A 14,174-nucleotide genomic window follows, 5' to 3' on the forward strand; every position below is an offset into this window, starting at 1 on the left:
TAAGTCTTTTTATTTTTATGTTTTTTGAAATTTTATTTCTTCAAATCTTTAAGTATTTCCTGAACAGCTCGTTCCAATTGAGGATCATTGTTCTGAAGTCGGTTCATAAAGGTGTTTTTAACATAGATATCAGGTTTTACTCCTGTTTTTTCCAGATTTTGTCCGTCCAAAGTATAGGTTCCCCATGAAGGAAGTCTGTAAGAAGAACCGTCCACCAGGCCTTTAGCCGAAGTGAAAATAATCCATCGGTAAGTATCCTGGCCAATAATTTTACCCAATTTCAGAGCTTTGAAACCAGCGGCAGTCATTTCTGCGTCACTTAAAGAAGCTTCATTGATCAATAGGACAATAGGCTTTCCGGAAGGAGCAAAGTTCGGTTGTGTTGTTATTTTTCCTTCACGGTATTTCCATTGTAAATAAGGTTTTTGAGAAAGGAAATTCAATACTTTATCATGAACATTTCCACCTGTATTATAACGTAAGTCAAGAATAACAGCGTCTTTTCTGTTTTCCTGCTCTACCATATCCAGCAGGAAGTGGTCAAGCTCATCAGTAGACATGTTTTTCATGCAAGAATACGCAATACGGTTGTTGCTTAGCTTGTCAACACGCTGGTGATTGTTGAATATCCAGTCGTCGTAAAGCAATCCTTTCAATTCTACATTGGAAATGGGGTGTACCTTGGTTGTTATCTCTTTCCCATCACGGCTGAAAGTAAGAAGGAGCTCATCCTGCTTCTTTGGAGTAGCGAAATAAGATTCACGGTTTTCATTAGGATCAATCTTTTTCCCATTTACAGCAGTCAGCTGATCACCTGGCTTAATATCAACACCAGAACGGTAAGCCGGAGATTTTTTTACAATACTTTCTACAATATAAGGCTGATCTTTTTTAAATATCACTCCTGTTTCGTTGGTGAAATAGTTCAGGTACCTTGTTTCTTCTTTACCGGTTGATGAAAATCCGGTATGGGAAGAATTAAGTTCACCCAAAAGATCATTTAATAAAATTCGCAGATCATTTCTGTTGTGTACATAAGGAACATATTTAGCATATTGCTCCTTTTTAGCTTTCCAGTCTATACCATGGAATTTTTCATCGTAGAAATTCTCTTCCACACCCGTCCAGGCTTCAGCATACATTTGGGTGAATTCGGAAGCCAGATCCTTATCAAAAGTATATTGAATATTTATTTTCTCAGGCTTTAAGGCTGCCAGAGTTGTTTTATAGACATTACCCTCTATCAGAGCAAATAGGTTTTTCTCATTTTTAGTGATATAATAGGCTGCTTTATCAAAAACTTTTTCGGATTTGGCAGGTTCAAAATCTGTGAAAACCTTCTTGAACAGCTGTCTCTTTCCATTATCCTGATTAGAATTGAATAATAGAATCTCCTTCTTGTCTTCCATAAAAACGGCAGGGTCATCCTGATACCCATATCGGTCGGTAACCAGTTCGATTCTTTCCAGAGTATCTTCAGGATTAACTTTCAGTTCTTTGATTACCGGTTCTTTTTCCTTCTCTTCCTTTTTCTCTTTATCCTTGTCCTCCTCTTTTTTGTCTTTCTTGTCCTTGCTGTCTTTGTCTTTGTCTTTGTCTTTGTCAGCAGATTTTGTTTCCTTTTTCTCTTCAGTGAAAAGATTGTCGAATTTTTCAGATTTAAAAGGTTCGTCAAACCAGTCTAATGCCATGCGGTAGATATTAGACTTTTGCATGCCCAAAGGATAAGACGGGTTGGTTCTGTCGCTGGCAAAATAAATGTATTTTCCGTTTGGCGACCAAACAGGATCTTCTTCTGAAACTCCCGTGTTGGTAAGGTTTAATGTCTGTCCTTTTTTGATGTTATAGATAAAAATATCCAGTTCAAAGTTTCTCTTGGCAGAAAATAAAACATATTCATTGTTAGGTGAAAATGAAGGTCTTGAGTTTTGGAATGCCCAGATTTCGTCCTTTACAATAGTTGTAGAGTTGAGGGTTTTCAAATCCAAAAGTCTTACTTCATCACGGCCGCTTAAGTAAACTGCTTTTGAAAGATCGCTATTAAGAGTGATGCTTCGGTTATTGCGTAAATCCTGAGTTAATTGTTTGGGCTGCCCTTTTCCGTCTGCAGAAATGGTAAACCAGTTTTGATATCCATTGTACGTCTGGCTGTAAAGCAGTGTTCGGTTGTCTTTCAGCCATTTTACTTCCATTGCACGCTCTTTTCCATCAGAAACCTGTTGTGCGAATTTTCCTTCAATATCTGAGACAAATACAATACCTCGGCTTATAAAAGTCATTTTTTTACCATCCGGAGAAATATCATAATAGGAAATATTATTTTCCACATTGAAGTTTTGTTCTTTTTCCAGTGTTTTGTTGGTATTCAGGCTGATATTAAGAGGCTTTGTGCTTTTGGAGGCTATATCATAAGTATAAAGCTGATAATCCTTTTCAAAAATTACTTTGGATCCGTCCGCCGAAACAAAAGGCTTTTTAATAGAAGTATCAAATTGAGTTAAAGCCGTTTTCTTACCATTTTCGATTTTATAAAGATTGTATTCACCATTATTCTCGTCTGAAATAAAGTAAATAACCCCATTTTTATCTACACTTGGATTGAAATCTTTCCCTTCATAGTTGGTGTACTGTTTGAAAGAATTGCTCTTTGGGTTATACCCTAGAATATCAGGATTGTTTTCTCCTTTATAACGCTTACGCTGTACCTGATGAGCACTTTCTGAAGAACTTGTAAAAAGATATTCTCCAGCCGGAGTTTCTACAAGGCCATTGGTATTATTAAAGTAATTGTTGAAAAGCTTTTGAGGCGTTTTTCCTTCAATCGTTGTTTTAAAACTGCCAAAATTATTATTTCTGCTGGAAGTAAAATAAATTGTTTTGCTATCCCATCCCCAGTTTTCCATTTCATCTCTTCCGGTATGGAAGGTCAGCTGCTTGATCGTTCCCCCTTCTGCAGGCATTACATAAACATCATAATTTCCGTATTGATTGGAACTGAATGCAAGCCATTTTCCATCCGGGGAAAGACGAGGATTGATTTCCTCGCCATCCAGAGCGGTAATTCTTGATGCATTTCCTCCATTGGAATCTGCTTTCCAAATATCACCGTCATAAGCAAAATAAGCTGTTTTCCCGTCTGGGCTCAAAGATGGACTGGATAAAAAATAAGACTTTTCCTGTGCCGAAATTCCAATAATAGAAAATGCCGTTAATAGCGAAATAATAGTTTTCTTCATGGTATAACTGGTTATTTATACAATACTATAATTGATTTTATGGTTTTTTGGTTGTAGAGTATTATAAAACGTAATTATACTGCGAATATTTCTCAATATAACACGCTTTAAAAAAGAATAGTCGGTTTATTGGGCAAATCGTTACACATATCCAGACTAATGATAGGGATGATGCTATATCTGATGCTAAAACAAAGAAGGGTTGTAGGTGGGAGGGGTGATAAATGGTTTAAAGAGATTTAAGCTATTGGAAAATACAAAATCACTTTTACTGAAAGAAATTCTTTATAAATTTAAATATAAGCATAGACCTTTAACGGGGTTTTAAGAAAGAATAATTCCCTCCAGTTTCAGAGGGAATTATTCTTTCTCTATATATGTAGCAACATAAATGCTTCATTTTATATGTTAAAATACTAACTACTAATTGGTTGTCAAAAATAAGTGGCAGATTTGTTTTTGCCTATTTTTTAACAGTTTTAATACATAAAAATTTATTTGTTACCTGCTACCTTGTCTGACTTCCGTTGAGATTTCTCCATTATTATGAACCTTATAATAAATGAAACTATTAAAACTATGCTGTAAGTAAATTGGATGACCAGTATCATCACTAATTATAAGTCCTGCTAATTGGTTTTTACCCCAATCTTCTTCTCCAAAAAATACTGATACATTCCAAGAGTTGATTTTTTCTCCATCCAAGTAGAAATCTTCATTTTCACGAACAATCATTTTTTCTTTGGTATCATATGTAAAATTTGTTTTATCTAAAACTTCTTTAGCAATTTCCTCAATTTGTTCTTTTGTATGTTTCATTTTTACTCTTCAATAGTAAACTTTACATTAGTACTACTAACAATTGTTTTTCCATCATTTGACAAAGAATATCTAATTTTTGATTGACCAAGTGAATGAACCAATAAAAGTGGTAATTTTTTATCATCATCAATATATAGGAAAGCACCTCTGCTTTTACCAAATTCTTCTTCTCCCCATAAAAAAGAAATCTGCCAAATATTTTGATTTTCTTTTTTGTTGTAACCAAAGAAAGAGTCTTCATTTAATTGTGTACACTTTATTTGATTCTCGTCATCATAACCGAACCCAGAATTATTTAGAATTTTTTTAGATAGTTCAAGTATTTGTTTATCAGTATTTTTCATAAATATTATTTTAATATTCCTAATTTTCTTAATTTTACTAACTCTTCCATTTCATCAATGAAAATTTTGCTTATTCCAGATTCCTCCCTGAACTTATTCATATATTCATAAGAATCTACAAGTTCAATTTTTGTCCATTTTTCTTTTGTTTTCCAGATAGCATCCCAAACCATTGTTTCATCTTCCCAAAGGGGTAATTTTGCATACCCTTCAGGTGACAATCTTTTCCAGGTTTTCATATGAACCATTTCATGGAAAACCGTTAATTCTGAGACTTCCGAACGTAAAAACATGGTTTTTAATCTTGGATTGAAAGAGCCCACTACACCTCTTGCATTCCAGTCTTTAAGCTTTTGCTTCATTCCAAAGTCCTTATCTACGATTTTCAAATCTACATCATAAAGTTCCTTTAGTAATTTTCGAAGTTTTTTAAGCTCTTTTATGGTTAGCAATCTCCCCCCATCGAATCCAAAACCATCATTAATTTTTCTGAAAAGCTCCTCAATATCCTCAACTACTTCATCTTGGATTCTATTTCCACTTCCAAATATAGCATCAATTTTCTTTTTAATCCAGTCTGCCACTTTCCCATTCTTTATAGCTTCAATCATTTCAAGAAACTCTTTTTCAAGCCATTTATAGAGGTCTTGTGCTGTGTTTACAATTTTCTTCCCTAAATTTTTAGAAAAATTCAGTGCTTTTGCTCCTGTCTGTTCTGCTTTGGCTGTTAATCTACTGATTTTTGCAGATGCTTCAGCAACTAATGAGCTTCCACCTGTGAAGTAGGCAATAACAGCATCTAAAATCAATTCAAATGCAACTCCCCCTATGAAGTAAGCCCAGAAATACTCATTGTAATTGGAAATCTTTTTACTTAGGCTAGAAATAAAAGCAGAAATGTCTTTCCATATTTTATCATCAGTAAAGAGTTTTTTAATTCCGTTAAGGAACTCTTTTGCATTTTTATCAAATAAATCTACAAAATCTTCTATAAATTCGAGTTTCTCTTGATGTTTTGCCAGTTCCAATGCACTCATTTTCTCCAATTCAAAAATGGGAAGATGGTCCATAACCATTGCTAACAGCATGATAATCATTTGCACCAAAGAGATCAGTCCATTGAGTATCCCACAGAGAAAAGCATTGATTTTTGCAATTTCTCGGTTTAATTTTTCACTAATTACACTTCTAATGTTTGAAACAATGCCCAGAACTTCCTTAAATAAAACTTTTAGTTTATTGTAAATACTTTTTATACTATCAGGCATATTGTCCTCAATGAAGTTCTTCACGAGGAATGTAACAGCAAATAAAATATCATCCGTAATAGTAGGAGTTGCCTTCACGATGTTGAAAACAGTAGCAGTAGAGATTTCATCAAAAGAGGCTATAAATTCAGAGAGCTTTTTTAATCCAGATTCTGCAATCCCTTGTTGATTACTAGACATATTCTTATACTCATTGCAAGGAAATGGGACAGGAATAATAGGTTTATATTTTACTTCTTGTTTAGGAAGGCCAATTGCACCAATTTTGTTTTGATAGTTGTTATATATGGGTTCAACATAAAACTTGATGTAATCATAGTTTTCCTCTGTAAATTTCCATTTTTCAGTGGCTTCAATACCTCCTTTTAACCAATCTGCTAATTGGTTATTTAATGATGATACATTTTTAAAAGCTTCGTTAATTTTACTTTTTTCAAGTATTTCCAAATAGATAGCACCTTTCAATAATGTGTCATCAATTCCATAATCTTTGGCTATTAGCTTTATGAGGCTATTGAAATCTGATACACTCCCATCTACCGTATTACCATCATAATTAATAGTTTTCCCATTACTATTGTAGTCTTTAATTAGTCTTTGCCTTGCATAATCTCCCATTTTCACCCTACAAGCTGTTCCAAAAAAATTACTCGTGTTTTTGGAAGTCTCCTCATAGTAAATAGTAAAGTAGTCAGATTCTATTTTGTCCTTTTTGTACCTGTCAAAAACTTCTATTCCACTTTTACAGAAAATGGCCTGATGATGAACCACACTATATTTTTCTGACTTTGGATAACTGTCTTTCAACTCTGGGGGAACAACAAAGGTTTCATGAAATACACTGTTTTCCCCTAAAGGGCTGTGGATGTCTCTACTTAAAACATAATTTAATCTCTGTATCATAATCATTTGAGTTTATTGTGAGCCAAATGTAGATACGGGTAACGACAAAACTTGTCGTGTTACTAAATCAATTAAGTTATTATTAAAATGATATTATTAGAATTTTGGTTTATCCAAAATGTGAAAACCTCTTTTTATGTATGGTAACAGCACCTATATAGAAAACTACCCCCTCCTCAATGTTTTGATTTTGGTGTACTCCCCTTAAATCCCCAGATTTTAGTCCTGTAACATAATTTTTGAAAGGTTTATGAAAAAGCAATCCTAAAATTTTATTTTAAGATTTTTAACAGAGTGATAATTTTTGTTAGAAATGAGTAGGAATTTTTGTCCACCTTGACCTTGATAAACTAAAAAAGACTTACATTTCTGTAAGTCTTTTTGCTCCTCCTCTTGGGCTCGAACCAAGGACCCTCTGATTAACAGTCAGATGCTCTAACCAACTGAGCTAAGGAGGAATGTCCCTTGTTTTAGGTGGTGCAAATATAGGACGAATATTTATACCCTACAAATATTTTTAAGAAAAATTTTTAAAAATTATAATTTCCCTGTAAATACCTTGAAAATATCACTTCCGAAGATCAATAGCATCAAGCCTAAAAGGAAGATAACTCCAATCATCTGTGCATTTTCCAAAACCTTCTGAGGAACTGGTTTTCCTACAATGATTTCATATAATGTAAACAAAACGTGTCCACCATCAAGTCCCGGAATAGGAATAAGATTCAGGAATGCCAACCATATAGAGAACATCGCTGTAAAGCTCCAGAAAGCCACCCAGTTGATCTTAAAGCTTCCGTCAGCATCTTTATCCACAGGCATATTTTTTACAATAGCAATAGGACCTCCTACATTTTTATACCCCTGAACTTTAGAGTTGAACATGATTTTGAACTGTTTCACCTGAGTAGTTAACGCTTCAATCGTTCTTGTAAACCCTCTTGGAATAGCTTCTCCAAAAGAATATTTTTTATTGGTTACAATAGCTTTTGCAATGCTTTTTGTTTCAATAGCGATTCCTAGTTTTCCATTTTTATCAACAGAAACTGCTGGTAAGGTTTGCAAAGCTCCGTTTCTTTCAACGTCTACAGAAACTGTTTTTCCTTTATTTTCACTTAAAAGAGTGCTTACTTCATCAAAGAATGCTGCTTTCTTACCGTTGATTCCTACAATTTTATCCCCTTTTGCAAGGCCAGACGCCTGAGAAGAAGGAGTTGCCAATGAATCAATCACCATAGAAACTCTTGGAGTGATGTAAAGTTTTGCTTCTCTCTGTTTAAGAACATCTGCAACACCGTCAGCATTCACCGGGAAGGTAACTTCCTGCCCGTTTCTGTTTACTGTAACATGATCTCCTAAAAGAATATTGATAGAAGTGTTTTCAAGTCTTTCTGCTGGTTTTCCGTCTACGCTGATGATTTTGTCACCATTCTGGAAGCCCATTTTCTTTCCTGCTGAAGTTGCCTCAATACCATTGTCGAATTTCGAGATATCTGTATATGTTTCTCCGTTGAAGAAAGATAGACAGCTGTAGATTAACCATGCCAGGAAAAAGTTTACGGTAACCCCACCCAACATAATGATCAATCTCTGCCAAGCCGGTTTAGATCTGAATTCCCATGGTTCTGCCGGTTTTTTCATTTGAGCAGTATCCATACTTTCATCCACCATTCCTGCAATTTTAACATATCCTCCAAAAGGAAGCCATCCGATACCGTATTTGGTTTGTTCAGGATGTTTTCTCCAGTCGTTGTCTGGCAGTTTTGATATATCGATAGGAACTTCTTCCTTCTTTCCGTTTACCTCTATTACTTCAGAATCAGGCAGGTTCTTTGATAAAAACTTATACTGCCATTTTCCGTTGATTTTCTTCATGGAGAATATGGAGAAGTAAGGATCAAAAAACAGGAAAAATTTCTCTGCTCTGGTCTTGAACCATATTGCGGGTAAAAAATGCCCAAGCTCATGAAGAAGCACAAGTATAGAGATGCTCAGAATGAACTGAAAAAGTTTGATTGCTATTTCCATTAATAAATTTTAGATTTTAATTTGCAAAGGTAACAATTATCAAAACTATGCCAAATAAAAAAGCTCCTCGAAACGAGAAGCTTTGTCATATTTAGAGACGTTTTGATTATAAATTGAAAGAAACCCCAAGGCTGCCGTTATTACCTACCTCTGCAAACACCCCAATTTTCTCTGTGAAGAAATAGCGGGCTCCAATGTGAGCGCCAATTCCGAAGTCTTTTCCAAGAACTCCAAGATCCACTCCAGGGTAAATGTCCCATTTTGAAGGTAAGTTCAGTGCCTCCTGTAAATGAAAATTTAGCCTTCCAAAAACAAACACACGATTGTCTTTATCATTGTTTTTATAATTGCTAAAATAACCATTAATTCCAGCTCCTACTGAAATAAGTTTGTTGAGTCCATAATCGTAAGTTCCCGTTACTCCGGTTCCATATCCCCAGGCACTCAGCCCCAGTTGTACTTTCTGATCTCCCTTTCCTGTCCAGGCCTGAGCATTGGCCATTGCTCCAAAAAAGAAAATCATCACCATAAAAAACAATTTCTTCATAAATTTTTAATTTTTAAGGATATTAATAAAAAAATAACTCTATCAAAAATGAAACCGAAAGAGAATCTGTATTATAAAAATGGAAGACTTTAGTAAATTATTAAGAAATACAGCGTAGTATTTGAGGGGAAGACTCTATTTTTCTGCTGTTTAATTATTCTGAAAGTTTTCTTTTGTAATGATAAAAGCTGTAATTTTAACCATCAGATTTGAAATAATTTAAAAAAATAAAAGATGAAAGTTGTAGGGCTAAATTTAGATATCATCTGGAAAAATAAAGCTGAAAATTTTAAACTCATAGAAAATGAACTTCAGAATGTGGAAGCAGATCTGTTTCTTCTTCCCGAAATGTTTTCAACAGGTTTTTGTATGGATGCTTCCGAAGTGTCAGACAGAAATGATGAATCCTTGGAGTTTTTAAAGAAAATCTCAAAAGAAAAAAATGCTGCATTCTGTGGAAGTGCTCCGGTAGAACAAAACGGAAACTTTTACAATAGAATGTATTTTATAAAACCCGGCGGCGAAACGGTCTTTTACGATAAAAGACATTTGTTTTCCTTTTCAGGAGAAGATAAAGTCTACACTCCCGGAAAAGACAGAGTGATTGTTGAGTACCAAGGAATACGTTTTCTGCTTCAGGTCTGTTATGATCTCCGTTTTCCGGTTTTTGTCAGAAATAATGATGATTATGATGCTGTTTTATATGTGGCCAACTGGCCTGAGAAAAGGGTAGGAGCATGGGAGCATTTATTAAAAGCCCGGGCTATTGAAAATCTGTCTTTTGTGTTTGGCCTAAACAGGATTGGAACCGATGGAAATAACCTTTTTTATCAGGAAAGCTCTCACTGCTTCTTCGCGGATGGAAAAGAAATTTCCGAAAAGAAAGGTAATCTTGTATCTGCAGAACTAAATATGGAGGAATTGAAGGATTTTAGAACGCACTTTCAGTTTTTGAATGACAGAGATCACTTTTCAATTGAATTATAAATAAAAAAACAGGCTGAAATTCATTGAATTTCAGCCTGTTTTTTTGTCTTTTGCTATGCATATTGCTGCAGAAGGTTCGTTAATGTATTCACATCATGAACACCACTTTCCTTCCATAATAATTCTCCATTTTTGAAAATCGCCAGCGTAGGTACTCCGCGCACTCCGTATTGAGCGGCTAATGCGGGATACTGGTCTACATCTACCTTGATGATTCTGGCTTCTTCGCCAATATTTTCCTTTACTGTATTTAATACCGAAGACTGTACTTTACAAGGCTGACACCATGTTGCGAAAAAGTCGATCAGTACGGGTCTCTCGGAATCAATGATTTCCTGAAATTTTTGTGACATATTTTGGGTTTATTAGTTTATCTTTTTAGATGTTTCGTCCTGAATAGCCTTTACGTTTTTCCAGCTTGTACCATCATAAGCCTCCACTCCATTTTTCTTCAAAATTTCCATAGCCTGATCCGCCTGGATTCCTTTGTTGCAGAAAACCACAATTTTTTTACCCTTAAGGCTTTCTATATTATTCTGAATCTCTGCCAAGGGAATATTAATGGCATTTTTTGCCGTTCCCGCAGCATATTGTTCCGGAATTCTGACATCCACCAACGTTACATCAGAACTGTTGACAACTTCCGTGATGCTGACTTTGGGCGTTTCTGGAATATGAGACGTTTTACAGGCACTTAGCGTAAAAGCTAATGCTAAAACAAGTCCAAAAAAACGAATCTTCATGATCTTACGACGTTTTGGATTGACATACAAAATCCGTAGTGGGGAATTTTTCCGTTTTTTTGATTCCGTTAAAACCTCCTTCGATCTCAGTGAAATTTCTGATTCCGTGTGAATTAAGAATGCTTGCGGCGATCATGCTTCTGTATCCGCCGGCACAGTGCAGGAAGAAGTGTTCAGAATCATCCATCGTGCGGGCCCAGTCACTGATAGCATCCAATGGTTTGTTGTAAGCATTGTCAATGTGCTCTGCAGAATATTCAGTCAGTTTTCTCACATCAATTACTGTAACATCTTCTGTAAACTGTTCAGCAAATTCAGCAGGGGTAATTCTTTTGATCTCATCCGTTTCTTTACCTGCATTTTTCCAGGCATCAAAGCTTCCTTTCAGATAACCTACTACATTGTCAAAACCTACTCTGCTTAATCTGGTAATTACTTCCTCCTCAGTTCCCTCGTCTGTTACCAGTAATAAAGGATGCTTTACATCCACGATAAGATTTCCTACCCATGGGGCAAAGTCACCTTTCAATCCTATATTGATAGAGTTGGGAACAAATCCTTTATGGAAGTCCGCAGCTCCTCTTGTATCTAAAATTAGGGCTCCTGTTTCTTCAGCCAGTGCTTCAAAGTCTTCAGGTGCAACAGGTTGTAGACCTTTGTCCATGACAACATCCAGACTTTCATATCCACCTTTGTTTAGCGCTACATTCATTCCGAAATATTTCGGTGGCGCTGTTAAACCATCAAGAACTTCTCTGATGAAAGATTCTTTATCCGGTTGATTAAGTGCATAATTCGTCTTCTTTTGGTTTCCTAAAATATCCACAGTTTCCTTCTGCATATTCTTTCCGCATGCAGAACCAGCTCCGTGAGCAGGATACACCGTGATGCTGTCAGCTAACGGCATGATTTTGTTTTGAAGGCTGTCATACAGAATTCCTGCAAGATCTTCCTGAGTAAGGTTGGTCGCTTTCTGAGCAAGATCCGGTCTTCCAACATCACCTAAAAACAGGGTGTCACCTGTGAAAATTGCCGTTTCAACACCATTTTCGTCTATTAAAAGGTAAGTGCTGCTTTCCATCGTATGTCCCGGAGTGTGCATTACCTTTATTTTTACTTTTCCAATCTCAAAAATCTGATTGTCTTCCGCAATAATGGCATCAAATTCAGGAGCAGCAGTAGGTCCGTATACAATCGGAGCTCCTGTTTTCTTGCTTAAATCCAAATGTCCCGATACGAAATCAGCGTGGAAATGGGTTTCAAAAATATATTTTAAAGTGACATTATCTTTTTCCAGACGATCCAGGTAAGGTTTTACCTCTCTTAGAGGATCTATAATGACTGCTTCATTCTCTGATACAATATAATAGGCACCCTGAGCCAGACAGCCCGTATATATTTGTTCAATTTTCATTGGGGTCTTTTTTTAATGAGTTAAAGATACAAAGTATTAGATAAATTCTAAATGAAATGTTAAATTCCAGTGATAGTTTCTTTCAATATTTTGTTAAACGAATGTTTAGTACTTTTTGTTTTTAAGCAAAAAGAATGCCTTACATAATGGTAATTTACAAATGCTGTTTTTTATCATGTTTCTTTAGTTGAATGAGCTTATTGACTAGGGATTTAATGGTCGTGGTTTAGAATTTGCTTATGCAGGGTTAAATGTATTTTTCTGGAGAATAGAGAAAAGTTCATTGTAAAATATTTAAAAATATCTTGTAAAAAATTTTATATTTATAAGTTAAAAAACAATCAGATGGCAGACAAAGCACAATTTATTGAAGAATTAAATGCTAGATATACTCCAAAAGGAGAACATATTATATTGGGAAAGGGAATGCTGGATGGAGAAGTGGTTCCTGGAGTAAACGTAACAATTCCCCTGAAAACGATTAACCGTCACGGTCTTATTGCCGGAGCTACCGGAACAGGTAAGACGAAAACATTGCAGGTATTTGCAGAACAGCTTTCCCATGCGGGAATTCCTTCATTGGTTCTGGATATTAAAGGAGATTTTTCAGGGATTGCTGAAGCAGGGCAGATGAATCCAATCATTGAAGAAAGATATGCTAAAACCCAGCTTCCTTATAATCCACAAGGATTTCCGGTTGAATTGATGAGTATTTCCGGAGGAGAAGGCGTGAAATTAAGAGCCACTGTTACAGAATTTGGACCTGTTTTACTAAGCAAAATCCTTGAACTTAACGATACTCAGCAAAGCATCATGTCTATTGTCTTCAAATATTGCGATGATAAAGGACTTCCATTGATCGATCTTAATGACCTGAAGAAGGTATTGCAGTATGTAACAGATAATGCACAGGGAAAAGCTGAGCTTGCAGCCAATTACGGATCTATTGCTTCTGCTTCTTTGGGGACTATTTTAAGGTCTATCGTTGCATTGGAACAGCAGGGCGCTGCAGGTTTCTTTGGTGAATTAAGCTTCGATGTTCAGGATTTACTGGAAACAAGAGATGGTAAGGGAGTAGTCAACATATTAAGAGTAGCAGACATTCAGAATAAGCCACAGCTTTTCTCCACATTCATGCTTTCACTTTTTGCTGAAATTTATATGACATTTCCGGAAGAAGGAGACAGTGGAAGACCAAAACTGGTATTATTCATCGATGAAGCTCACCTGATTTTTGATGAAGCATCAAAAGCTCTTCTTTCGCAGATTGAAACGATGGTAAAACTGATCCGTTCAAAAGGAGTAGGGATCTATTTTATTACCCAGATTCCTGGTGACGTACCCGAAAATGTACTTTCTCAATTAGGATTGAAGATACAGCACGCGCTGAGAGGGTTTACAGCAAAAGATAAAAAAGAGATTACCAAGGCGGTAGAAAACTATCCTACAACAGAATATTACAATGCTTCCAGCCTGATTCAGAATTTAGGAATTGGAGAAGCGTTTGTAACAGCTTTGGATGAAAAAGGGATACCCACACCATTAGTACACACTTATCTGATCTCTCCGGAATCAAGAATGGATGTTTTGAGTGGGGCGGAAATCTCAGAACTGACGTCTAAATCAGCTCTCGTTGCAAAGTATGAAGAAGCTATAGACAGAGAATCTGCTTACGAAATGCTAACCAACAGAATGGAACAGGCTGCACAAAACCCAGCTCCGACACAAAAAACGAAACCTGTAAAAGAAGAGCCGGGAATGTTTGAACAGGTATTGCAAAGTAAAGCGGGCCGTACTTTCACCAGTACATTAATGAGAGAAGGAGCAAAAGCGATTCTCGGTATGTTTGGTTTGGGAGGCAGAAGAAGATAATTTTGAAGCA

General features: G+C 35.8%; 11 protein-coding genes and 1 tRNA gene. 2 read left to right on the forward strand and 10 right to left on the reverse strand.

Annotation, left to right across the window (positions count from 1 at the left end):
- Positions 1-32: 32 nt before the first annotated feature.
- From C1634_RS21365 to C1634_RS21395, 7 genes are all read right to left on the reverse strand, one after another.
- A complete protein-coding gene (locus C1634_RS21365; protein ID WP_109739104.1) occupies positions 33-3,236 on the reverse strand; it encodes a S41 family peptidase in 3,204 nt (1,067 codons plus the stop codon).
- Between the two features lie 501 nt (positions 3,237-3,737).
- On the reverse strand, positions 3,738-4,055 hold the full coding sequence (locus C1634_RS21370) for a hypothetical protein (RefSeq protein ID WP_109739105.1): 318 nt from the start codon (positions 4,053-4,055) through the stop codon (positions 3,738-3,740).
- Between the two features lie 2 nt (positions 4,056-4,057).
- Positions 4,058-4,402 (reverse strand): hypothetical protein, encoded by a 345-nt coding sequence (locus C1634_RS21375; protein WP_103231359.1) that lies wholly within the window; start codon positions 4,400-4,402, stop codon positions 4,058-4,060.
- Between the two features lie 5 nt (positions 4,403-4,407).
- Positions 4,408-6,573 (reverse strand): zincin-like metallopeptidase toxin domain-containing protein, encoded by a 2,166-nt coding sequence (locus C1634_RS21380; protein WP_165835377.1) that lies wholly within the window; start codon positions 6,571-6,573, stop codon positions 4,408-4,410.
- A gap of 384 nt (positions 6,574-6,957) precedes the next feature.
- Positions 6,958-7,031: transfer RNA gene (locus C1634_RS21385), tRNA-Asn, on the reverse strand.
- Between the two features lie 79 nt (positions 7,032-7,110).
- Positions 7,111-8,601 (reverse strand): RIP metalloprotease RseP, encoded by a 1,491-nt coding sequence (gene rseP / locus C1634_RS21390; protein ID WP_109739106.1) that lies wholly within the window; start codon positions 8,599-8,601, stop codon positions 7,111-7,113.
- A 106-nt stretch (positions 8,602-8,707) separates the two neighbouring features.
- The gene (locus C1634_RS21395) at positions 8,708-9,148 is read right to left on the reverse strand and encodes a DUF6646 family protein (protein ID WP_109739107.1); all 441 of its coding nucleotides are present in this window, start codon (positions 9,146-9,148) and stop codon (positions 8,708-8,710) included.
- Positions 9,149-9,382: 234 nt separating this feature from the next.
- On the opposite strand from C1634_RS21395, the gene C1634_RS21400 reads away from it, so the two are divergent.
- Positions 9,383-10,135 (forward strand): nitrilase-related carbon-nitrogen hydrolase, encoded by a 753-nt coding sequence (locus tag C1634_RS21400; protein ID WP_109739108.1) that lies wholly within the window; start codon positions 9,383-9,385, stop codon positions 10,133-10,135.
- 53 nt (positions 10,136-10,188) lie between these two features.
- Here C1634_RS21400 and C1634_RS21405 read toward each other — a convergent pair whose 3' ends face one another.
- Genes C1634_RS21405 through C1634_RS21415 form a run of 3 tightly spaced genes read right to left on the reverse strand, consistent with a single transcriptional unit; the run spans position 10,189 to position 12,292 of the window.
- A complete protein-coding gene (locus C1634_RS21405; protein WP_103235066.1) occupies positions 10,189-10,488 on the reverse strand; it encodes a thioredoxin family protein in 300 nt (99 codons plus the stop codon).
- 12 nt (positions 10,489-10,500) lie between these two features.
- A complete protein-coding gene (locus C1634_RS21410; RefSeq protein WP_109739109.1) occupies positions 10,501-10,878 on the reverse strand; it encodes a rhodanese-like domain-containing protein in 378 nt (125 codons plus the stop codon).
- A gap of 4 nt (positions 10,879-10,882) precedes the next feature.
- Entirely contained in the window at positions 10,883-12,292 is a 1,410-nt protein-coding gene (locus C1634_RS21415) for an MBL fold metallo-hydrolase (protein WP_103235064.1), read from the reverse strand.
- A 345-nt stretch (positions 12,293-12,637) separates the two neighbouring features.
- Here C1634_RS21415 and C1634_RS21420 point away from each other — a divergent pair, with 345 nt between their 5' ends.
- A complete protein-coding gene (locus C1634_RS21420; RefSeq protein ID WP_103235063.1) occupies positions 12,638-14,164 on the forward strand; it encodes a helicase HerA-like domain-containing protein in 1,527 nt (508 codons plus the stop codon).
- The last annotated feature ends 10 nt before the right edge of the window (positions 14,165-14,174 follow it).

Source organism: Chryseobacterium viscerum (assembly GCF_002899945.2).
Classification (GTDB): Bacteria; Bacteroidota; Bacteroidia; order Flavobacteriales; family Weeksellaceae; genus Chryseobacterium; species Chryseobacterium viscerum.